18 protein-coding genes are annotated in these 22,452 nt (G+C 41.8%); 7 read left to right on the forward strand and 11 right to left on the reverse strand.

What is annotated here, in order from left to right:
* Window positions 1–27: 27 nt before the first annotated feature.
* From B5D06_RS06745 to B5D06_RS06780, 8 genes are all read right to left on the reverse strand, one after another.
* The gene (locus tag B5D06_RS06745; RefSeq protein ID WP_078737243.1) at window positions 28–744 is read right to left on the reverse strand and encodes a cell division ATP-binding protein FtsE; all 717 of its coding nucleotides are present in this window, start codon (window positions 742–744) and stop codon (window positions 28–30) included.
* Window positions 745–767: 23 nt separating this feature from the next.
* Complete coding sequence (locus B5D06_RS06750) at window positions 768–1,292, reverse strand: NAD(P)H-dependent oxidoreductase (RefSeq protein WP_078737244.1); 525 nt, start codon at window positions 1,290–1,292, stop codon at window positions 768–770.
* A 107-nt stretch (window positions 1,293–1,399) separates the two neighbouring features.
* Window positions 1,400–2,089, reverse strand: a complete 690-nt coding sequence (locus B5D06_RS06755; RefSeq protein ID WP_078737245.1) for a porin family protein — start codon at window positions 2,087–2,089, stop codon at window positions 1,400–1,402.
* Window positions 2,090–2,134: 45 nt separating this feature from the next.
* Window positions 2,135–3,316, reverse strand: coding sequence for a tetratricopeptide repeat protein (locus tag B5D06_RS06760; protein ID WP_234989569.1), 1,182 nt, complete (start codon window positions 3,314–3,316; stop codon window positions 2,135–2,137).
* A 71-nt stretch (window positions 3,317–3,387) separates the two neighbouring features.
* Window positions 3,388–5,979 (reverse strand): DNA gyrase subunit A, encoded by a 2,592-nt coding sequence (gene gyrA / locus B5D06_RS06765; RefSeq protein WP_078737247.1) that lies wholly within the window; start codon window positions 5,977–5,979, stop codon window positions 3,388–3,390.
* A 348-nt stretch (window positions 5,980–6,327) separates the two neighbouring features.
* Complete coding sequence (locus tag B5D06_RS06770) at window positions 6,328–7,143, reverse strand: Omp28 family outer membrane lipoprotein (protein ID WP_078737248.1); 816 nt, start codon at window positions 7,141–7,143, stop codon at window positions 6,328–6,330.
* 18 nt (window positions 7,144–7,161) lie between these two features.
* The gene (locus B5D06_RS06775) at window positions 7,162–8,934 is read right to left on the reverse strand and encodes a DUF6029 family protein (RefSeq protein ID WP_221416036.1); all 1,773 of its coding nucleotides are present in this window, start codon (window positions 8,932–8,934) and stop codon (window positions 7,162–7,164) included.
* 8 nt (window positions 8,935–8,942) lie between these two features.
* The gene (locus B5D06_RS06780; protein ID WP_078737249.1) at window positions 8,943–9,434 is read right to left on the reverse strand and encodes a TlpA family protein disulfide reductase; all 492 of its coding nucleotides are present in this window, start codon (window positions 9,432–9,434) and stop codon (window positions 8,943–8,945) included.
* An 806-nt stretch (window positions 9,435–10,240) separates the two neighbouring features.
* Here B5D06_RS06780 and B5D06_RS06790 point away from each other — a divergent pair.
* The 7 genes from B5D06_RS06790 (at window position 10,241) to rsmD (ending at window position 17,493) form a co-directional block, all read left to right on the forward strand.
* A complete protein-coding gene (locus B5D06_RS06790) occupies window positions 10,241–11,902 on the forward strand; it encodes a dipeptidase (RefSeq protein WP_078737251.1) in 1,662 nt (553 codons plus the stop codon).
* Between the two features lie 106 nt (window positions 11,903–12,008).
* Window positions 12,009–12,902 (forward strand): glucose-1-phosphate thymidylyltransferase RfbA, encoded by an 894-nt coding sequence (gene rfbA, locus B5D06_RS06795; RefSeq protein WP_078737252.1) that lies wholly within the window; start codon window positions 12,009–12,011, stop codon window positions 12,900–12,902.
* A gap of 2 nt (window positions 12,903–12,904) precedes the next feature.
* Entirely contained in the window at window positions 12,905–13,951 is a 1,047-nt protein-coding gene (rfbB, locus tag B5D06_RS06800; RefSeq protein ID WP_078737253.1) for a dTDP-glucose 4,6-dehydratase, read from the forward strand.
* A 37-nt stretch (window positions 13,952–13,988) separates the two neighbouring features.
* Window positions 13,989–15,209: a GTPase HflX gene (gene hflX, locus B5D06_RS06805; protein ID WP_078737254.1), complete on the forward strand. Its 1,221-nt coding sequence runs from the start codon at window positions 13,989–13,991 to the stop codon at window positions 15,207–15,209.
* A 236-nt stretch (window positions 15,210–15,445) separates the two neighbouring features.
* Window positions 15,446–16,087, forward strand: a complete 642-nt coding sequence (locus B5D06_RS06810) for a hypothetical protein (protein ID WP_078737255.1) — start codon at window positions 15,446–15,448, stop codon at window positions 16,085–16,087.
* Window positions 16,088–16,921 carry a DUF3822 family protein gene (locus tag B5D06_RS06815; protein ID WP_078737256.1) on the forward strand — a complete coding sequence of 278 codons (834 nt, stop codon included), beginning with the start codon at window positions 16,088–16,090 and terminating at the stop codon, window positions 16,919–16,921. It abuts the gene before it with no gap.
* Between the two features lie 17 nt (window positions 16,922–16,938).
* Window positions 16,939–17,493, forward strand: a complete 555-nt coding sequence (gene rsmD, locus B5D06_RS06820) for a 16S rRNA (guanine(966)-N(2))-methyltransferase RsmD (protein WP_078737257.1) — start codon at window positions 16,939–16,941, stop codon at window positions 17,491–17,493.
* 189 nt (window positions 17,494–17,682) lie between these two features.
* On the opposite strand, the gene cls is transcribed toward rsmD, so the two are convergent.
* The 3 genes from cls to B5D06_RS06835 all read right to left on the reverse strand — a co-directional run bounded on the left by cls (window position 17,683) and on the right by B5D06_RS06835 (window position 22,452).
* Window positions 17,683–19,110: a cardiolipin synthase gene (cls, locus tag B5D06_RS06825; RefSeq protein WP_078737258.1), complete on the reverse strand. Its 1,428-nt coding sequence runs from the start codon at window positions 19,108–19,110 to the stop codon at window positions 17,683–17,685.
* A gap of 188 nt (window positions 19,111–19,298) precedes the next feature.
* Complete coding sequence (locus B5D06_RS06830) at window positions 19,299–20,549, reverse strand: ABC transporter permease (protein ID WP_078737259.1); 1,251 nt, start codon at window positions 20,547–20,549, stop codon at window positions 19,299–19,301.
* Between the two features lie 22 nt (window positions 20,550–20,571).
* Complete coding sequence (locus B5D06_RS06835; protein ID WP_078737260.1) at window positions 20,572–22,452, reverse strand: ABC-F family ATP-binding cassette domain-containing protein; 1,881 nt, start codon at window positions 22,450–22,452, stop codon at window positions 20,572–20,574.

Genomic DNA, 22,452 nt, shown 5'->3' on the forward strand with positions numbered 1-22,452 from the left:
CTTTCTAAAAATTACTTGTTATACTTCTTATTCGACTGTAGAAAGAGGGATATGCACCAGAGTGCGACTCTTTGGGTCTATTGTGTATGTGGTCGCAGGCAGCTGCTTCATAAGCTCATAATTATGAGTTGCCATCAAAACAGTAGTTCCCTCACTGGCAATTTGCTTCATCAGCTGACCAATAGCAAGAGAAGTCTCTGGGTCAAGACCCGCAGTCGGCTCGTCCATTAAGATTAAATCGGGACGTACGACCAAAGCACGTGCTATACAGATACGCTCTGCCTCTCCACCCGAAAGCTCGTAAGGCATCTTGTATCCCTTACCCGACATACCCACCTGCGCCAAAGCTTCTTCTATGCGCACAACCCGCTCCTTTTTGTCTACTTTGCTTGTGGCTCTAAGAACAAAATCTAAGTTTTTCGTGACATTACGGTCATACAAAAGTTGGTCTTGAGACTGAAAAACAATCCCCATCCGCCTGCGCATAGCTTGGCGTTTACGGATATTTAGCTTCCTTAAATCATAACCTAAGACACTGGCCTCTCCTCCCTCTAAAAGAGGAAGCTCTCCGTATAGCAACTCCAACAACGAACTTTTCCCTGCTCCAACAGGTCCTGTCAAATAAGCAAAATCACCTGCTTCCAAACGAAAGGTTACATTCTGCAATAGTTCATTCTCATATCTTTTTACAGAAACATTCTCCAAAAAAACTGGACTTGTAGATGTCGATACTTTCTTTGCCATGTCTTAACTACAGATAGATTAGATTACTTTTTTATAAACTGTAAGTACTTCTCACAGTTAAGGGGGAGAGTTTTAATGGCTTCAGGATTATAGGTGTCGTAAAAAGCATGTACTCCTATATACTTGGCACGTACAAAACCGCATATACCATCAAATACATTCATATAAGACTCTATTGTATGACGTTGGATGCCTCCTTCAACAAATTGCTCAAACTTACCTCCACAAGAAACAGCTACCCCAATCTCTTTTCCTTCCATTTTGTCTCCGCCAGCTCCGTATGCCCATCCATCAAGAAAAATTTTATCCATCCACTCCTTGAGTAAAGAAGGAGCTGCATACCAATACAAAGGAAATTGGAATATAATGCGATCATGTTGCTCCAAAATAGTCTGCTCTGCCCGCACATCGATAGGCGTTCCCTCGGGATAATGTTCATATAAAAAATGTAATGTTACCTCGCCACGCAAAGCTTCTGCCCACGCTTTATTTATGGTAGAAGATGCCAAAGAAGGGTGAACCACTATAACAAGAGTCTTTTTTTCCATGTTATTTTTCTTTTTCAAATAATAAAGGGAGAAGAATACGAGGTTAATATCCCTCAATCGTACCCTTCCCCCTCGTTTTATCTCAAATTCTTAAATACAAAAATCTATCAGAAAGAGTAACCTAATCCTATATAAACTTGAGTATTACGAAAGTCTACAGATTGAGCTGCAGGAAGAGGCTTTTGATTAGATTCTTTAGAAACATTCAAAAGGCCAAAATCTGCTCCCACAGTTGCATAATAACTTCCCAAATAAAGCATGGCAGCAGCCCCCCATCCGAAGTCAAAACGCTTAGCCGTTATATTAGTTACACCCTCTTTGAAGATATTATAACTTGCTACAACACCAGCAACACCTCTCTTATAAGTACCGCCCAAAGCAGCAGCAAAGTAAGGACCCGTTTGTATGCCCAAGCGCAATCCTGGAGAAACCTTTAACTTATAACCGATATTCACGGGAACCTGGAGATAGTGCATAGTAATTTCATTGGACTCTCCAATACCTAGCAATGCCTTAGCCTCATCTATAACACTACCTTCTTTTTGAGAAAACTTATTGCCCTTCATGGCAAAAGTAAGACCAGAACCCAAATAAACACCGCTGGAAACAGGTACATCTACATAAGCTCCAAAATGATACCCTACCTTGGTACCCGAATTCATAACATTCAAACCGTGAGCCTTAACAGAAGACAATGAAAAGGCAGGAGCTCCCTCCACACGGAAGTTAACAAACTGAGCTGAAGCTACAAATACAGACGCTAAGAGCAAACTCAGCGCAAAAACAAACTTTCTCATAGTTACACTATTAATTCGTTATTACTCAAAAATACACTCTGAAAATTAAAGGTTATACTTCGCCTTTATAGCCTCGTATTCCTTAGACATTTTGAGATTGTAATACACTGTGCTAAGCACATAATAAGCCGTGTCTGGATCTCCTGCATAAGCCTTTTCCAAATAAGGAAGAGCCTTACGGAACAACTCTTCTGCTTTCTTATCAGTGGCTGCATCTACCTTATCGCCAGACTTGATAGCCACTGCTTGATTGTAGTAAACACGTCCCATGTTGAAGTTAGACTCCGTAAACGAAGGGTCTATTTCTAAAGCCTTTGCAAAGCATTGAAGTGCTTTAGCCTCATCTGTAGGCTCATAGAGTTTACCCATAACGTCATAGAGCTGTGCATTATTAGGAGCTTTTTCTATTGACTTTTGAAGTAAAGCAATAGCCTCTTCACTCTTTCCTGTTTGAATCAAAGTGTTGATCAGATTAACAGAAAAATAAGACTCATTGGGATAGAGACTCAAACCCTCTTTCATAGTAGCCACATAATTAACAGTATCGGCCATCTCAAGATAGGTTTGTGAAAGTATTTGATACAAGTCGTTGCGACGATAATCTACCGATTTAATCTCTTCTGCTAACTTGACAGTAAGTTTCTTATCACCTGTCTGATAGGCATTTATCACAGAGAAAAAGTCTACCATCATAGAGTTAGAGTCCGCTGCTGCAAAAGGTGTACCTGCAAACATTGGCATCTTCTTTATCTGTTTGAAGTTATCAAAAGCTTCCAATGCCTTGGTGTAATTCTTCTGCTCCATATAATACCCCCCTGCATTGATGAAATAAAGAAGGTTTATTTGGAAAGCATCTTTAATCTTCTTGGAATATTTCCCCAATTTTACTCCATCGGGGCTTTCCATCTTCACAGTAGCCACATAATAGTCAAACATATCCAAGAGAGCAGCATTCATAACAGCTCTATCGGGTGTTTCACCTTTCAATTGTTTATTATTCTCAAGAGTAAAATTAGACTCTTCTACAAACCCAGCTACATACCAAGTCTTAGGGTCCGACTTTGTCTCATCATTTTCAAGAGCTGCCTTTATTAAAGTACGAGCCTCCTTATAGTCGCCCTTCTTATCAGCAATACGCTCTGCGCCCTTAACATTTGCTTTCTGTGCGATAGCAGGAGCAGTACCCATGAGCACCGCAAGAGCTATTGGAAATGCTTTCTTCATCATTTTCATATTAATAGCTTTATAGTTAATTTAAATTTCACGGCTTCACACTATGAGTGAAAGACCTATTTCTCTTAAATTGTATCTTCATCCGCAAACTCCTCTGGGATAATATCCTCAGAAAACTCAACGTCTTTGTGGACAATGTTCTCGTTTGCTAAATTATCTTCTTTTGCCAAAGCCTTATCTGCCGTATCGTCCTCGCGAGCTACACTACAAACAGAGGCTATCTCATCTTCTCTACTCGTCAAGTTTATCAAACGAACACCCTGAGTTGCTCTGCCAATAGTAGAAATAGACTCCATAGGCATACGAATAACCACTCCACTCTTATTGATAATCATCAAATCCAAGTCGTCTGTTACGGCACGAAAATCAACCAAACGCCCTGTTTTATCGGTAATCTGCATGGTTTTAACCCCCTTACCTCCTCGATTGGTAGTACGATAAGTATCTAACAAAGATCGTTTTCCATAACCCCCTTCACTCACGACAAGCAAGCTCTCCTTTTCTGGATGCTTTAAGGCCACCATTCCTACCACGGCATCGTCGTCATCATCTAAAGTCATACCACGTACACCAGTAGAGATGCGCCCCATAGCACGCACCTTGCTTTCGTGGAATCGAATAGCACGTCCATTTCTATTGGCCAAAAGGATTTCTGCATTGCCATTGGTCAAACGAACAGTAACAACCCTATCACCTTCATTCAAATTTATGGCATTTACCCCCTTGCTACGAGGACGTGAGTAAGCTTCCAAAAGAGTCTTCTTTATAACTCCCTGTTGGGTGGCAAATACCAAATAGTGAGAATTGATAAACTCTTCGTCTTTTTCTAACTTCTTGATGCGAATACAGGCAGTGATCCGATCATCGGGCTCTATATCCAAAATATTTTGAATGGCCCTTCCCTTTGCGTTTTTAGCACCCTCGGGGATTTCATACACTCGCAACCAGTGACAACGCCCCTTTGTAGTGAATAACAATAAGGTTGCGTGCATAGAGGCAGAGTAAATATACTCTATAAAATCTTCCTCACGGGTTGTTGAGCCCTTAGAACCAATTCCTCCTCGTGCCTGACTTCTAAACTCACTTAAAGGAGTTCTCTTGATGTAACCCAAGTGAGAGATAGTTATAATCATCTCATCATCGGCATAAAAGTCTTCTGGATTGAACTCTTCGCTTGAGAAAACAATTTCTGTTTTTCGTGTATCTCCGTACTTACCCTTAATCTCCAGTAACTCTTGCTTTATGAGATCCATGAGCAAATCATCATTGGAGAGCAACTCTTGCAGGTGTTGAATTGTTTTTTCCAACTCTTCATACTCTGTACGCAGCTTATCTCTTTCCAATCCAGTAAGAGCACGCAGACGCATATCCACGATAGCACGTGCCTGTATCTCGGTCAGAGCAAAACGCTCACACAGACGCTCCATAGCCTGATTAGTCGTTTCGGAAGAGCGTATGATACGAATCACCTCATCAATATTATCGACGGCAATAAGCAGACCCTCCAAGATATGGGCACGCTCTTGCGCTTTACGTAATTCAAAACGACAACGACGAGTAACCACATCGTGTCTATGCTCCACGAAGTAATGGATAAGTTCCTTCAGATTTAACTGACGAGGACGACCATTAACAAGTGCAATATTATTGACACTAAAATAGCTCTGAAGTGCCGTCAACTTAAATAAATGATTAAGCACCACGGAAGCATTAGCATCTCTTTTTATCTCGATTTCTATGCGCAGCCCTCCCTTACCACTGGATACATCGGTAATGTTGGATATCCCTTCAATACGCCTGTCAGTTACAAGTTGAGCAATATCTTGCACCAGCTGAGACTTTACCACTTGATAGGGTATCTCGGTTACGACTATGGTCTCACGGCCATGTGCATCGGTTTCTATCTCCGTGCGTGCCCTCATCACTACTCTTCCACGTCCTGTAAGGAGAGCCTCTTTGACACCAGCATAACCATAAATAAGACCTCCAGTAGGGAAATCGGGAGCCTTTACATAATGTATAAGATCTTCTACGGGAATATCTCCTTTACTATCGATATAAGCCACACAACCGTCAATACACTCCGATAAGTTATGAGGAGGCATATTGGTAGCCATACCTACGGCAATACCCGAGACTCCATTAACAAGCAAATTGGGGATACGTGTAGGTAGCACAGTCGGCTCTAATGTGGTATCGTCATAGTTGTTTTGGAAGTCTACAGTCTCTTTCTCTATATCTCGGAGCATTTCGCCAGCGATCTCGGTAAGACGAGCCTCTGTATAACGCATGGCAGCAGGCGAGTCTCCATCAATAGAACCAAAGTTCCCTTGCCCATCCACCATAGGATAACGCAAGTTCCAAGGCTGTGCCAAACGCACCAAAGTCATGTACACAGAACTATCTCCATGAGGGTGGTACTTAGCCAAGACCTCTCCGACAGCCTTTGCAGACTTTTTAGTAGGCTGAGAAAAAACATTGTTCATCTCATTCATAGCGTAAAGCACCCGACGATGCACAGGTTTGAATCCGTCTCGCACATCGGGCAGAGCACGAGAAACAATCACCGACATAGAGTAGTCTATGTAGGCAGATTTCATTTCGTTCTCAATGTCAATCTTTATAATTCTATCTTCACGCTCCTGTAGTTCTTCCATAAGTTCCTATTTTACTTATATTGTATCTTTCTCTTATGATGGGTAAAAAGGTTTATTTTTCAATCTCAAACTCACATAAGGATAGTTCTTTTCGAGTGGCTAAGTTACTACTTTTCTATGAAAGTTTTGCTTTATTTCAACATTAATAAACTATGCCTACAGAGAGTATCTCTAAATCCAAAAAGGAGGCAGAACAAAAGCCACAGTAAGGCTATTCCAAAGTCTTACTCATATTGGAAAGAGATTGTGGCAAAACAGCCCACTACACGCCTTAATAAAAAAATAGCCCCCAGAGAACTTCCGAGGGCTATCCACTAAATTTTATGCCTATTTAATGAGTAAAAAGAATTACTTAATAGCAATGCTTGTAGCCTCATACACCTCCATTGTATTAGAGTCGTATACAAAAGCTACCAAGTGGCAGTTAGCAATATCATCAATTTTCTCCAAAGAAGCAGTGTAACTAACCTCTTTATCTAAGGCTATAGCTTCTCCCCAAATACCATTCAAGCTACCACGGAGTACATGATTGTGTACATAGTTGTACTTATCTTCTGCTCCCTCTTGAGGGATACCCGTGATACCGTCTTCTATCACCCACACTTGGAGCATCAAGTCTTTGGGCAAGTTCTCGCTATTGCCATACTTCTTCACAGTAACATTAGCGGTAACTTCGTCAATACCATTGTGGGTAGTAGAAGCCTTGATTTCAAAGATGCGAGGTTTACTATCCAACAAACCTTTTATAAGGCCCGACCAAGTACCAAACTCATTAATAGACAAAGCATTTCTCCCAGGGAATTTTGTTCTATTGATAATTCCCGTAGGTAATCCAACACCATTAGCAAAACGCTCATAGTAAGCGGCCGCTTCTGGAGTATAGAGCGTAGAGCCTTCGGGAGTAAAAACGGTTGTTCCATGGAGACCTACAGCCACGACATTGTTACCGAATAGCTGCTGGATATCATGTATCGCCAGGGCTGCCTTAGGACAGTTTACACATTTCTCCCCTGTAAAATCTTCGAGAAGTACCGTGCGCTTGTCTCCACCAACGTTAGTTTCTAACGGAATCAAACGCTTCTCTGGGGCTATTTTACTGCACGAACTAAAAAGAGCGAGTAAACCAGCAGAGAGTATTGATAATATTAAAGCACTTTTTTTCATACGTTATTATTCAAATAATTAGAAATTGCCCGTATAAGAGATGTATAATCCCTTGGTTTGAGGCATCCATCGACATACTCCTCCTGAGCAGTTCATACCCGCACGAGTTCTACCATACGAAAGCATCACACGATGCGCTCCTTGTGTGTAAGTAGCACCTACCATATAATAGTGTTGCTTGGTAGTACCCATGTTATATTGATCTGACAGAGAAATCATCCAGTTGGGCAAGAAAGAGAACTCAGCCAAACCGTAAATCCAGTGTCCCTCGGCATGTTTAGTAGCCAAGAATTGGAGCTCTGTTCTCAAAGAGGTCTTACGATTAAACTTATAAGTACCATCGTAGATAAATATGTTAGAGTAGATGTAAGGATTTACCTGAAGAGGATTTTCTACGTGCCCCTCTACGACTTCTTGGTTATAAATTTGATGCAAGTAGGTTAGTGTAAAGTTGTAGTTAGAAGATACTTTCTTTGTAATCTCCACATTAACGTCGGAATAATACAACTCTCCCATACCGAAGAAAGGAGACGTATAACCATCAGTACCATACATAGAGGTAGGGACAGAAGGATTAACTCCCTCTAAATAGTTCTTCTTCAAACCACGTACATGAGATACGTTAAGACGAATACCCGTACCATACTTCCCTCCAAGAGCTGTCTTGCGACCGAACTTGTAACGAAGCTCTCCCTGGAAAGCCCACTCACCTGCAGGCTGTGTAGCATAAGGATAGAGAGCAGCCAACGTATAGGTATGCTGTGCCGTAAAAGGAGGTAAATGATTTATATGCAAGTGCATACCCAACAAACTGCGCTGCGACATAAAATTAAAATTCTCACTGCGCTTTGCTTGTAAAAGCACGCTCATACCCGATTTTGAATAAGAGGCAGAAAGCATTGCTACGGAACCAGGATGGTAGATATAGTTATTTTCTGCCGTTGGGTCATTGAGTTTATAAGAATACTCTCCGTTCAAAACAAAGTTACCTACCCCAAAACGGAGTCTACCTCCATAAGCTGCCACATACTCGGGCAAGTTAAGACGATAGTTGTTGCCATCTCTGGAAACTAAAACCTCTGCATCGCCCTCCTTTTTAGAGACAAAAGAACCACCCAGTTGAAGGCTCATATTACGAGAGCGAAGACCCGAAAACCACTCTTCGGCACTCAAGTTCAGGTCTGTCCCCGACACAAAACCACGGTCAGGGTTAAATACTTTGAAAGTTCTATCAAAGTTGTAACGTTGCTGACCCGTTAAGGCCTTGAAGGTAATTCCCTTGTAAGGAGAGATAGCTACACGTGCCCCTCTAACGGCATTGTCTATACCCAAGTTACGATCTTCATAGGCACGGAAGATAGTACCACTACCGAATTGATCGTAAAAGTCTCCCAATGTAACCTCTGCCATCTTACCATAGTAAGCGGTTAAATACATATGAGGGATACCTCTCCCCTGCTCAATAAGACTTCTTCCTGGCAACGGAGCCGAAAGCTCTTCAAAGCGAGTACCCAACTCTAAATAGTTATTACGCAGTGTAGCGGATATATAATTGTTTCCCCTCCAAGTATTATAAGTATCATCTTTTGTCCTCGAAAAAAGCATATCGCTCTGCACGCTGAAGCTGGCTTGCAGAGGTTGCCACTTCTCAGGGCGGGGGAAGAAAGACTCCTGCTTCTCCACAGAAAGCTGGTGCGCATAAGTAGAGGGAATAGAGTCATTGGCCCAAGCGGACGAAAAGAAGAGGGGGGCAGCTACTGCCAACCCCCACTTAAGGATCTGTTGTTTCATTTCCTGAGTTATTTCTTTAGATGTTTACGTACTACCTCTATGAGATGCTCTTCTGAGCCATCACTATAACCACTGTGTGTATATACGATATTTCCCTTTCCGTCTACTACAAATACAGCGGGTATAAGGTTAACTTTCATAGCTCTTTTGAAGTCGGAGTTGCTGTCCAACAACACTTCATAATCCCAACCATTACCGTCTACAAGAGGTTTTACCTTTTGAGCATTCTGTCCCTCATCGATAGAAACAGCGATTAACTTAACGCCTGTTTCATCTTGCCAATCTGCATACACTTCGTTGATGGCTTTCAACTCTCTCAAACAAGGCTTGCACCATGTAGCAAAGAAGCTAATGATAAAGGGCTTACCATTGTTATTAAGCTTTGCAGTATTAATCTCTTTTCCTGCCAAAGTCTTAATGTTTACGCTGGGTAATGCATTCTGCGCCTGAGCTGCAAGCGATACTAATACAATAGTTAATAGAAGGGTTAGCTTTTTCATAATGTTTCTTTATTATTGTTTCCTATGTACTTTACTAAGTGTTTAACCTTGGCAAATATAAGATTTTTGGAGATATTAATTGCACTTGCTCCTATCTCCTCTATACGACCCAAGGGAAAGGGGCGAAAGAGGTCTCTACAAAATAAAATATAGCAAAGGGTTAAGAGTGCCATCAACAGGAGGCTTAAAAAGAGGCTCAAACAATCCTAATCGGCAACAATAAGTGGGGCTAAAAGCATTTTAACCAGCATTCTCCTCAAACAACGTGTTCATATCATAGGATTAGGGAAGAGAAAAACTCCTTCTAGACGGGTAGAAAAGAGTGTTCACTCCCAACGATTAAACGATAAACCCTCGAGCATTTCTTTATACGCAGATTGCATATATATATATTCAAGTTGAAAATATGTATATTCAATCTACGTATATATATATTCAATCTTAAAACAAAGAATTACTCAAGTGAAAAACAACTTTTGCAAAGAAGTTTTCGAGGTTTTCATCAGAAGGGTTCAGATAAAAAGACCTTTCAAAAGGGTTCCCGTTCAAAAAAAGCTTTCGCAGAACGCCTTATGCACAAAGCTCTGAGAGCAACGGAAGTGGGAATATAGCAAACTATATGCTCCAGCCCGAGTCTCGAAAGGAACACATGTAGAAGAGATATCATGCAAAGGCATCCTAAAAACTAATAGAGCTAACAGAGCTACTAAGTAGACTTTAGAGACTGAACGACAATACTTATTTGTCAGATGCAACTGCATTGTAGTATATTTGTAGGCAATGAATATTCCAAAATACAGATCAGTATGAAAATATCCTCGCTTTTAGCAGTCGTTGCGGCGGCTGTTCTTACTTTGTGGACAGCTCCACAGGCAAAGGCCTGCTCCGATCTCATTGTGGGCAAGGGAGCTTCGAAAGATGGTTCTATTATGATTTCTTATGCTGCAGACTCTCACACTCTATACGGAGAGCTCTATCACTGGCCAGCAAGAGAATGGCCCAAGGGAACCATGAGACAGATTATCGAGTGGGATACTCACAAACCTTTGGGTTTTATCCCCGAAGTTGCCTACACCTACAACGTAATCGGCAATATGAATGAATACCAATTGGCTATTACCGAGTCTACTTGGGGAGGAAGAAAAGAGCTTTCTGAGCCTAACGGCATTATGGACTACGGAAGCCTTATACAGGTAACATTACAACGTGCCAAGACAGCTCGCGAAGCGATCAAAGTGATGACCAATCTGGTAAAAGAGTATGGTTACCACAGTTCGGGAGAAAGCTTTACGATAGCCGATAAAAATGAAGTATGGGTACTCGAGCTTATTGGTAAGGGAGCTAAAGAAAAAGGTGCTGTTTGGGTGGCCATGCGCATACCCGACAATGCGATTTCGGCTCATGCCAATCAAGCTCGCATCCAACAAATAAAGTTCAAGGATCCTGAAAACTGCCTCTACTCTCCCGATGTAATCTCATTCGCTCGTAAGATGGGTTACTTCAAAGGGAAAGACAAAGATTTCAGTTTCCAAAAAGCGTACAATCCTTGGACAAAAGATAATTTGCGCGGCTGCGAAGCTCGTGTTTGGTCTTTCTTCAACCGTTTTGCAGAGGGTATGGACAAGCACTTGGCACTCGCAATGGGAGATGTCAACCAAGAACCTATGCCTCTCTATGTAATTCCCAAGAAAAAACTCTCTGTAGCCGATGTACGCGATATGATGCGCGACCACTATGAGGGTACACCTATGACCATGTGTGAAGATATTGGCGCAGGGCCTTATAAAGTACCCTATCGTTGGAGACCCATGTCTTGGAAGCATGAAGGAAAAACTTACTTCAATGAACGCGCCATAGCAACGCAACAGACGGGCTTCGTACTTGTAGCTCAATTACGCAACTACCTTCCCGATGAGATAGGTGGTGTATTATGGTTTGGTGTCGATGATGCTAATACCGCTGTCTTCACCCCTATGTACGCATCTATGAAAAAAACTCCAGAGTGTTACCGAGTGGGTAACGGAGATATGATGAACTTCTCTTGGACCAGTGCCTTTTGGATTCATAACTGGGTAGCAAACATGGCTTATACCCGCTACGATCAGATGATAGCAGATATTCGTCCCGTACAGAGAGAATTGGAGAAAGGATTCGATACGATGCTTGCTCAGGTCGATCAGAGGGCCCTCGCACTGCTAAACTCCTCAAGAGATAAAGCTATCGACTATCTCACAGAGTACAGCGAGCAAGCAGCAAACGGAGCCACAGAAAGATGGAAAAAATTGGGAGAATATCTACTCGTTAAGTATATGGATGGGAACCGTAAGAAAGAGGTAAACGGACGCTTCAAAGACAATGGTTATGGACTTAGCGATATGCCCGACTTCCCTGGCTATAATGCAGAGTATTACAAACAAATCGTAGAACAAACGGGAGAGCGTTTCTTATCACAAGGAGGGGAACACTAATTTCTCGCCCAACCTATATCAAGAGGATAGTACCCAAAGTAACTCATGAACTTTAGGAAACTATCCTCTCGTTCTTTAATCAAATACTAAGTCTTTGCAAAGATTTATGAAAGGGATTGTTCTTGCAGGGGGATCTGGCACACGCCTCTACCCCATAACCAAGGGTGTTAGTAAGCAACTACTACCCGTATTCGATAAACCTATGGTTTACTACCCTATCAGCACACTGATGCAGGCAGGGATACGAGATATTCTTATTATAACAACCCCCGAAGATATGCCCTCTTTCCGTCGTTTGTTGGGAGATGGTAGCGATTTTGGTATACGATTAAGTTATGCAGAACAACCCTCTCCCGATGGTTTAGCCCAAGCGTTTCTGATCGGGGAGCAATTCATTGCCCAAGACCCTGTGTGTCTCGTTTTGGGAGATAATATCTTCTATGGTGCTGGCTTTACACCTCTTTTGCAGAAAGCCGTGAAGCGCGTGAAGGAAGAAAACAAGGGAACTATCTTTGGCTACAGGGTTAGTGATCCTCGACGCTATGGGGTAGCCTCTTTCGATGCGAATAGGAAACTTATCGCCATCGAAGAAAAACCCAAAAAACCTCAAAGCAATTACGCTGTTACAGGGCTCTATTTCTACCCCAACGAAGTGGTAAAAATAGCACATAATATTAAGCCCTCTGCTCGCGGAGAACTGGAAATAACCTCTGTCAATCAAACCTTTTTGGAGCAACAGATGCTTCACTTAGAACTTTTGGGACAGGGTTTTACATGGTTAGATACAGGTACCCACGACTCTCTGAGCGAAGCCTCTACCTTCATAGAAGTAATAGAGAAACGACAAGGGCTAAAAATTGCTTGCTTGGAAGAGATCGCCTTTCGCAACCAATGGCTATCTGCCGAGCAAATACGAGACATTGCACAACCCATGAAGAAAAATGGCTATGGGCAGTACCTGCTATCTCTTATAGAAACTAAGAACGATTTGAACGATTAAATATGGCTATCCTAATCACTGGCGGTGCTGGTTTTATAGGCTCTCACGTAGTACGTTACTTTGTGCAAAACTACCCTCAAGAGAGGATTATCAACTTAGACAATCTCACTTATGCGGCCAATATGGCCAACTTAGACACCATAAAAAATGCTCCCAACTATCGTTTCGTGGCGGGAGATATTAGTGATGCTCTTTTATTGCAAAAGTTGTTTGCCGAGGAAAATATAAAGGGCATTATCCATTTAGCTGCCGAAAGTCACGTCGATCGCTCTATAGAGACCCCTCTTCTTTTTGCCCAAACCAATGTTATGGGTACCCTAACACTACTCGATGTGGCTCACAAAAATTGGAAAAAATCGGCTACAAAAGGGCGTTTCTATCATATATCTACAGACGAGGTTTACGGCTCTCTACCTCTTTCTGGAGGACTTTTCACCGAAGAGACTCCCTACAAGCCTCAAAGTCCCTACTCTGCGGCGAAAGCTTCGAGTGATCACTTCGTAAGAGCCTACCATAATACTTATGGTATGGATACGGTTATCAGTAATTGCTCCAATAACTACGGGCCTTACCAATTTCCAGAGAAATTAATTCCTCTTTTTATACATAACATCTGTACCGAACAGTCCTTACCCGTATATGGTACAGGGGAAAATGTTCGAGACTGGCTCTATGTAGAAGATCATGTCAGAGCCATAGATCTTGTTTATAGAAAAGGGGAAAGCGGGGCAACCTATAATATAGGGGGAAACAACGAGCGTAAAAACATTGATTTGATTCACTCGTTAATCCAAATAACCGATCAATTATTAGGGCGTCCAGAGGGTTACTCTTCCCAACTTATAACCTACGTAGAGGACAGAGCTGGACACGACCTTCGTTATGCCATAGATGCCTCAAAAATCGAGCAAGAGATGGGCTGGGCTCCTCAAGTCTCTTTTGAAGAGGGGCTAAAAAGAACCATCGTCTGGTATTTGGGAAATAGAGATTGGCTCGACAACATAAGTTCTGGTTCTTATAGACTATACAATGAGCAATTTCGCAAGTGAATGCTCTTGGCAACAAGCATATCCGATTAGCTTTTAGATGAAAGATTTTATTCTTACCACTACACAAGGAGAGAGAGCTGTTCTCGTAGGCCTTATAACCCCTAAGGTTACAGAACAGCAAGCAAAAGATTATCTCGACGAACTCGCCTTTCTATCCGAAACGGCTGGGGTGCAACCCGTAAAAAGTTTCGTGCAGAAGCTCGACATGGCACACTCCAGTACTTTTGTTGGGAAAGGCAAACTAAACGAAATAGCCCAATACATCGAAGAAGAAGGGATTGATATGGCTATATTCGACGACGAACTTTCCCCTAAACAACTCAGAAACATCGAAGCAACCCTTAAGGTACGCATTCTCGATCGCACAAGTCTTATCCTCGATATTTTTGCGACTCGTGCACAAACAGCACACGCCAAAACACAGGTAGAGTTGGCACAATACAGATATATGTTACCCCGCCTGACCCGACTTTGGACACACTTAGAGCGACAACGAGGTGGCGTAGGGATGCGCGGCCCTGGGGAAACGCAGTTGGAAACAGACAAACGTATCATTCTGGACCGTATAAGTAAACTAAAAGAGGAGCTAAAGCAGATAGACAGGCAGAAAAGTGTACAGCGCAAAAACCGAGGTAAAATGGTGCGCGTTGCTCTGGTCGGTTATACCAATGTAGGCAAATCGACCCTGATGAATGTGCTCTCCAAAAGCGATGTTTTTGCCGAGAATAAATTGTTTGCAACGCTTGACACCACGGTTCGCAAAGTGATTTTGCACAATCTCCCTTTTTTGGTAAGTGACACGGTGGGCTTTATCCGTAAACTTCCTACGGAACTTATTGAGAGTTTCAAAAGCACTTTGGATGAGGTCCGTGAAGCCGATCTTCTGGTTCATGTGGTAGATATTAGCCACCCCGACTTTGAGTCTCAAATAAATGTGGTAGAGAACACCCTCAGAGATCTCTTAGGGAAAGAGGAAAAGCCTCAAATACTTCTATTCAATAAGATAGATGCCTTTACCTACACTCCCAAGGAGGAAGACGATTTAACCCCTCGTTCGCGAGAAAATTACAGTAGGGAAGAATTGGAGCGAAGTTGGATGGCCAAAATGGGGCGTAACTGTCTCTTTGTTTCTGCCCATACGGGAGATGGTATAGAGGCACTAAAGTCCATGCTCTATGAGAGGGTAAAAGAGATTCACATTCGCCGCTACCCGTACAATGACTTCTTGTTTCAAGACTACGAAGGGTTGGAGGAATAAAAGCTTCTTCCTCGACATTTTCTGCATGCCTCAGAAGTTGCAGAAGAAAGTTACTTCCCATACCTCTGCAGCAATGTATTGATATTTTTCTTAGATAATTGTTCCAATTTGTCTGGGTAGTTGTATATTTGCGGAGTAAAAGGGCTTAGTAAAGCTAAAAAGTTCGTCCGTGTCCACCTTGAGACAGTGGGCACCTTTGGGCTAACACAGAATATAAATAGTAAATAATCATAAAGATGAAGGTTGTAGTAAAAATACTAATCGGTTTGGCCGTTATAGTACTTGCTTATTTGTGCGTGATGAGTATTTTCACTCCAGAGCAGTTTAACAAAGAGCAAAGAAGACGCGAAGCTCTAATACAAAAACGACTAAAAGAGATTGCTACTTATGAGTTGGCTTACCGTGAAGCCTATGGTAAGTTTGCTTCGTCAGAAGAGTTGGTACAATTTCTCACAGATGGGAAAATTTTCGTCATTAAGGCTGAGGGAGATTATACCGACGAAATGTTTGAGAAAGGTCTTACAGAGGCACAAGCAGCCAAGCAAGGTCTCATTAAACGTGACACGATATACGTTAGTGCCAAAGACTCTCTTCTTAAGAATGGAGAAAACCCTGCAGAGATTATTCTTGTTCCTGAGTTTCCACAACATCAAATAGAGATTCAGGCATCTGTAATTCCTCAAGAAGTAGGAAATGACACCATCAATATGGCTGTATTCCAAGCGGGAGTTCCCATGGAAGTCTACTTACAAGGTATGGATCGTCAAATACTCGACAACAAGATTCGTGATGCAAAAAGTCGTAACAACGGAAAGGGTTATCCTGGCCTTGTTATAGGTTCTTTAGAAGAGTTTAAGAGCACTGGTAACTGGGAGTAAATGGCTGAAAGCAGCAACGAAAAGCCAGCTCCATTTCTTTCAGAGGCGGAAGCTGAAAAGTATACAATGTCCATCTGCATTTATGTAGATGGACTTGCTTTTTTCATACGCTCTTTTGAAACAGGAGATTTGTTGCATTCCGAAAGACTCTTCTTCAATAAGAAAAAAGGACACTCTCTTGAAAGCAGACTGAGTGAGTTGATATACAACCACCCACTACTAACTTTCCCCTACCGAGACGTAACCATCACCTATCGCGAAGACTACTTTATTCTCACTCCTCCAGGAATAGTGATCGAAGGTAAAGAGGAATTATGGGTATCCTCTACGCTTATGCTACAGGGAGAGAACTCCTCTCCCATAGCTACCTACCCTATCAATGAGTATGGGGTACACATGGTAACCTGCTGGTCGCAAGAAGCCTACTCTTTTTTGAAAAGGACGTATCCCTACAGAACTATCGAAGCTGCAGCAGTTTCTCAACTAAAAGAGGCTATTAGCACTTCTCGTAAAGAGCCTCGAGCACAACTCTTTGTGTTCATTGAAAACAAGCGTATCAATGTTATTGCTTGTTATAAAGGAGAGATTCTTTTGGCCAATAAGTTTCAGCTCTTCCCTACTCTATCTCACCAGGTTATCGCAGATCAAATCCTTTTTTATATTGGATCTGTCCTTAGTGCTTTATCTCACACTCCGCACACTGTAGAAGAGAGTATTATCATACTACACTATAGCGAGCAAATACCTCAAGAAGAGACAAAAAAAATTGGACTGGCATTGGCAGAAAGCATTCCGCCTTTAGATGTCGAATATAAGTGGGGAGTCTCTTTCTAACCTCTTAAACTATTCTTATGCGCATCATAGGTGGAAAATATGGTCGTAGAAGGTTTATCCTTCCTAAAAGGCTTAAACTCCGCCCCACGACCGATATGGCAAAAGAGGCTCTATTTGCCTCTCTTGATGCATCTATAACACTTGAAGGGATCGAAGTTTTAGATCTTTTCTGCGGTACGGGAAGCATCGGTATTGAGTTTGTATCTCGTGGAGCGTTACAAGTAACCATGGTAGACAAAGCCCCCAGACACATCGCTTTCATACGTGAGGTTATTAAAACCATCGGAGCAGAAAAGGAGGCAAAAACACTTGTAAAAGATGTCCGCTCTTTCATAGAACAAGCAAAAGAAAAAGATCAATCTTTCGACATTATATTCGCAGATCCTCCCTACGATTTACCTTGGTTGTCTGAACTTCCCAATCTTATTCTCTCCACCTCTCTTCTCAAAAGAGATGCCCTCCTCATATTGGAGCACCCCTCTTCCTACGACTTTTCAGAAAATCCTTTCTTTCTGAAGCATAAAAACTATAGTGCGGTAAACTTCTCTTTTTTCTCTCCAGCAAGAGGTTGAGCATTACGTGTGTCACTATAAAGTCACTCTGTTTTTTAACTTGCCCTCACACCGACCCCGTAGCCCCATGATAAGTTTGTGTTTACACGTAAAAATCGAAGAGAGATGCAAACCTCCACACAAATTGAACGGATAAAAACAAAAGAGAAGAATAGAGATCCTCTGCTTGAGAGAGTGTTCCAAAAACACCTACAAAAGAGGAGAAAAAAGACGGAAAAAGCTTTCCTTTAGCTTCTGGATACGAGATCTTTGACTCCAAGTAGTAAAGTCGAGCTCTTCGCTACGAGCAAGGTCATCAAAGAAATTGGCATTAACCCGCTCAGCGAATTCGTCGCTATAAAAGAGTGCAGTGCTTTCAAAATTATGTTCGAAACTTCGAAAGTCCATATTGGCAGATCCAATAAAAGAGAGCTCATTGTCAATTGTAAGAAGCTTAGAATGTAAGAAGCCATCTTTATAAAGATAAACTTTAACACCTGCCATCAAAAGCTCTTCGATATACGAAAGGGAGGCATATTGTGTGGGAAGAGAATCTCCCTTTCCTGGTAATATTAAACGGACATCAAGTCCTCCCAATGCGGCTATCGTCAAAGCATGATTCAAAGTAGCTGTTGGTAGAAAGTAGGGAGTTTCTATATATACGCTGTGCGATGCACGCAATATCATACCTATAACTGCTTGTTCGATAGAACGCCATGCCCCAAAAGGAGTTCCCAAAACCAGCTGCATCGGAATTGTTCTATTACCCATCTTCAGAAATTCTGGTAGAAAATAATCGTGAAAATAAACAACCCTCCTTGTTACCAAGTACCAATCTATAAGGAAAGAACTCTGTAGTTCAGACACAGCAGGCCCTGTGATGCGTACATGTGTATCTCGCCAGGGTCCCAGTTCATTCCCTTTATAGTATCGGTTAGCGATATTCATTCCTCCTATATAACCAATTCTACCATCAATAATGGTCAATTTCCTGTGATTGCGGTAGTTTACTTTTGATGTGAAGAATGGGAAAACAACTTTCATGAAAGGATAGATTTGTATCCCATTATCCCTTAAACGACGAAGGAATCTACCTTTTGTTTTCCAAGAGCCTACATCATCATAAAGCACTCGTACCTTGACCCCCTCTTTTGCCTTCTTTATCAAAAGAGATGCAAAGCGTTCCCCCAGTTCATCACTATCAAAGGCGTAGTACTCTAAATGTATATGATGCGAAGCTTGCTCTATATCTCGTAATAAGCTTTCGAACTTATCCCTACCTCGAACAAACAATGTAGCCTCATCAACAGGCAGTAAAGGTGCATTGGAAATACTCTTACATAATTGGACTAACGGGTGATAAGCAACTGGTATCTGCTCTATAAGTTCTCTGTCTGTATGTTCCCCAAAAGAGTAAGGAAGGCTACTTAGACGATGATATACCTTACGATGAATCATACTTACATGTCTCAAGTCCTGTCCGAATAGAAAGTAAAAAACTATCCCTACAATAGGAACCAACAAAACGACTACTACCCAAGATATTGCCTTTATTGGATTACGATTTTCGGCAATAACCACTATGGCAATAGTCAGGACTATTATTCCGTAAAGTATACTCAAAATGAGCGAAAGCATTTTTACAACGTCTAGAGAATACTATTTTTCATTCTATAAAACACAAAAGAAAGAGAGTTTGCCACACTTTCAAGAGCACAAATGTAAGTAATTTTAAACAGATACTATTTTATCCTATATCTTAATCAGACATATTTAAGAGGGAAAAGAAAGAATAAAGAAAGATGAAGATCTCCCTTTTTTGAATTCTATTGATTAAAACGAATTGTCTCTATCGAGCGTATACGAGCTATTATACGTATGGGAAGTAACAAGAAAAGCATTGAGAGAACAAATGTTCCGCTATTAACAACTACAAACCCTGTCCAATTCCAAGAGACAGGTACTTTGGAAAGATAGTATGACGAGGGATCTAAAGAAAAAATACCCGTCTCTTTTTGAATTATAGCGATGCTTATGGCAATCAGATTTCCCCAAAGCATTCCTCTACCAATAATAAAAGTGGCTAAATAGAGGAACATAGAACGAAAAGTGTGTTGTGTCGCACCCAATGCCTTCAATAGGCCTATCATTTGGGTTCTATCTAAAATGAGTATCAGGAGCCCTGTTATAAGGGTAAAAGCGGCAACTAACGAAAGCAAAGTCAAGAGCAAAAGGATGTTGGAGTCCAACATATCCAACCAAACAAAGATACTGGGTAGTGTCTCTTCTGCATAATTCCAGCCTACAGATTGTTGAGTAATCTCTGTTCTGTTGGAAAGCAGCTCTACAATCTTTTCAAGGGAAAGAGTGACATGAGAATAGGAATTGAAAAAAATCTGTAGACGAGAAAGTTCTTCCTCTTGTAAATGAAGAGCCTTGCCAATAGGGGCAATCGGTGCAATTACTACGGAACCACCTATCTGGGGAATGTCAACAATGCCAGCAAGAGTAAAGGAACGCACTGTAATATCTTTAGAAGTAAGATAAAGAGCTACACGATCTCCAACATTTAGATTTAGTTTCTGTGCCGTTTCTCGAGGTAGCAAAATGGGATTATGTAGAGTGTCTGTACCATCAAAGGAGGGGATATTCCCCGACAAAAGAAAATCTTTAGCCCTCTTAAAACTTGTACCCGAATTAACTGCAGTTATAATTACGCCCTCGTAACTCTCTTTCGTTTTCAAAATCCCTGCCGTCTGTATTACTCTGCGTACATCTCGCACCCCCTCAACCTGACGTAAAGAGGAGAAAACAGCATCAGACACTTGAAAAAAATCAGGCGTTGTAGCCTCTCCCATGTGTCTACTTAGAATGAGGTCTCCCGTTAAAAGGGTTACCTTGACGCGCACCTCTTGCCTAAAACCAGTCCCTACAAAGACCGTTAGCAACATTACCACCAAGCTGAGAGCTATGCCCGATATGGTAAAACGCAAAAGAGTCGTTACAGATCGCTCCTTAGCCTCTCGTTTACGAGAAAGTCTGCGAGCAACAAACCATGCGAAACGACTATTTTTCATTCAGGAAGCAGTGTAAGACAAACTAAGAACCTAACTCTGAAAGTTCCAACCAACGCATAGATTTTTCCTCCAACAAGGCAGAAAGCGTTTCATACTCCCTACTCAGAATCAATAGGCGGTCGGAAGCGAGCATACCCGAAGACATCGTTTGAGAGAGCTCTGCAATCTTTTCTTCCAACTCGGCTACCTCAAATTCTAAGCGTTCAAACTCCTTTTCCTCCTTGTAAGAACGCTTCACTTTGCGCTCTTTGCGTTGCTCTTTCTCTTGCGACGAAGAAGAAGTTTTCTTCTCTTTTTCCTGTTCCAATTTAGTCGCTTCCAAGGTCTTTATCTGCTCTTTCCACTCCCTGTACTGGGAATAATTGCCAGGAAAATCCCGCACAATACCATCTCCCTCAAACACAAAAAGATGATCTACAAGAGCATCCATAAAGTAACGATCATGGCTAACGATGATAAGACATCCCTTAAACTCTCTTAAGTACTCTTCCAAAACACCCAGAGTAATAAGATCAAGATCGTTGGTCGGCTCATCCAATATCAAGAAATTAGGAGATTGCACTAGCACGGTACAGAGGTAAAGGCGTCTTAGCTCCCCTCCGCTCAATTTCTCTATGGGAGTATATTGACGCTCTGGGGTAAAAAGAAACCTCGTCAGCATTTGAGAAGCCGAGATTGTTTTTTCTCCCTCTGGAAGCGATATATTATCGGCAATGTCTGTCATCACCTCTATCACTCGCTTATCAGGCAGAAAATTACCCCCTCTCTGACTGAAATAACCAAATCGGACCGTCTCTCCAACATCAAAAAAACCTTTGTCGGGTATTAACTCTCCCAACAAAAGTTTTAAGAAAGTGGTCTTGCCGACCCCATTAGGCCCTACAATTCCAAGTTTATCATAGCGAGCAAAAGTGTACTCAAACCCCTTTAGGATAGCTTTTTCTCCAAAAGATAAACTAACACCTTGAGCAGAAAAAATTTTATTCCCCAAATGGACTTTTCCTCCAGCAAGTTGAGGTCCCTGTTCCTCTTTTGGGGGAGTGATCAACTGTTGCAATTCATAGAAAGCATCTTTACGGGCTTTCTGCTTTCCTCCTCTTGCCTGTGGTTGCCGTCTCATCCACTCAAGTTCTCTGCGATAGAGATTGCTTGCTTTTTGCGCTGCTTCGCGCTCTGTTTCGAGACGCTCCACACGAAGCTCAAGATACCTTTCAAAACCACATTTATAGGAATAGACCTTAGTAGGTGTTAGCTCCATAAAAGAAGAGCAAACTCTATCTAGAAAATAACGGTCATGTGTTATAAGTAAGAGGGAGAGTTTACTGCGAGAAAGATACTTTTCGAGCCACTCGATAACCTCTAAATCTAAGTGATTAGTAGGTTCGTCCAATATCAGTAAATCGGGAGATGTCAGTAAAACGCCAGCTAAAGCAACACGTTTCTGTTCTCCCCCAGAAAGAGAATCGACAGCACGAGACAAGTCGGGAATGGAAAGACGGTGAAGGATTTCCTCTGCCTGACGTTCGTAATCCCAAGCCTGCAAAGCATCCATCTGAGGAAGTAGGTGTTCTATAGCGAGCGTATCCCCCCTCATAGAAGCTTTGTGCCACTCTCCTACCAGAGAAGCAACTTTATCTAATGGATTAAAACAAGCCTCCAAAATAGAGCTTCCCTCGGGAAATTGAGTTTTTTGCGGTAAATAAACAATCTTTATATCCCTACGCTTAGTTATAAAACCAGTATCTGGTGTTTCATCTCCCACCAAGATGCGCATCAAAGTAGTCTTACCTGTTCCATTGGCAGCTATGAGCCCTACCTTTTCTCCCTCTTCTATCGAAAAGGATATGTTAGAAAAAAGAAGTCTATCTCCATAGGCCTTTGAAATCTGATCTACCTGCAACAT

Source organism: Porphyromonas circumdentaria (genome assembly GCF_900167105.1).
Taxonomy (GTDB): Bacteria; Bacteroidota; Bacteroidia; order Bacteroidales; family Porphyromonadaceae; genus Porphyromonas; species Porphyromonas circumdentaria.

Bases quoted from the DNA above. Each gene is read 5' to 3' on its own strand.
- B5D06_RS06745 (WP_078737243.1), bottom strand. From the start codon at position 744: ATGGCAAAGAAAGTATCGACATCTACAAGTCCAGTTTTTTTGGAGAAT.
- B5D06_RS06750 (WP_078737244.1), bottom strand. From the start codon at position 1,292: ATGGAAAAAAAGACTCTTGTTATAGTGGTTCACCCTTCTTTGGCATCT.
- B5D06_RS06755 (WP_078737245.1), bottom strand. From the start codon at position 2,089: ATGAGAAAGTTTGTTTTTGCGCTGAGTTTGCTCTTAGCGTCTGTATTT.
- B5D06_RS06760 (WP_234989569.1), bottom strand. From the start codon at position 3,316: ATGATGAAGAAAGCATTTCCAATAGCTCTTGCGGTGCTCATGGGTACT.
- gyrA (WP_078737247.1), bottom strand. From the start codon at position 5,979: ATGGAAGAACTACAGGAGCGTGAAGATAGAATTATAAAGATTGACATT.
- B5D06_RS06770 (WP_078737248.1), bottom strand. From the start codon at position 7,143: ATGAAAAAAAGTGCTTTAATATTATCAATACTCTCTGCTGGTTTACTC.
- B5D06_RS06775 (WP_221416036.1), bottom strand. From the start codon at position 8,934: ATGAAACAACAGATCCTTAAGTGGGGGTTGGCAGTAGCTGCCCCCCTC.
- B5D06_RS06780 (WP_078737249.1), bottom strand. From the start codon at position 9,434: ATGAAAAAGCTAACCCTTCTATTAACTATTGTATTAGTATCGCTTGCA.
- B5D06_RS06790 (WP_078737251.1), top strand. From the start codon at position 10,241: ATGAAAATATCCTCGCTTTTAGCAGTCGTTGCGGCGGCTGTTCTTACT.
- rfbA (WP_078737252.1), top strand. From the start codon at position 12,009: ATGAAAGGGATTGTTCTTGCAGGGGGATCTGGCACACGCCTCTACCCC.
- rfbB (WP_078737253.1), top strand. From the start codon at position 12,905: ATGGCTATCCTAATCACTGGCGGTGCTGGTTTTATAGGCTCTCACGTA.
- hflX (WP_078737254.1), top strand. From the start codon at position 13,989: ATGAAAGATTTTATTCTTACCACTACACAAGGAGAGAGAGCTGTTCTC.
- B5D06_RS06810 (WP_078737255.1), top strand. From the start codon at position 15,446: ATGAAGGTTGTAGTAAAAATACTAATCGGTTTGGCCGTTATAGTACTT.
- B5D06_RS06815 (WP_078737256.1), top strand. From the start codon at position 16,088: ATGGCTGAAAGCAGCAACGAAAAGCCAGCTCCATTTCTTTCAGAGGCG.
- rsmD (WP_078737257.1), top strand. From the start codon at position 16,939: ATGCGCATCATAGGTGGAAAATATGGTCGTAGAAGGTTTATCCTTCCT.
- cls (WP_078737258.1), bottom strand. From the start codon at position 19,110: ATGCTTTCGCTCATTTTGAGTATACTTTACGGAATAATAGTCCTGACT.
- B5D06_RS06830 (WP_078737259.1), bottom strand. From the start codon at position 20,549: ATGAAAAATAGTCGTTTCGCATGGTTTGTTGCTCGCAGACTTTCTCGT.
- B5D06_RS06835 (WP_078737260.1), bottom strand. From the start codon at position 22,452: ATGTTGCAGGTAGATCAGATTTCAAAGGCCTATGGAGATAGACTTCTT.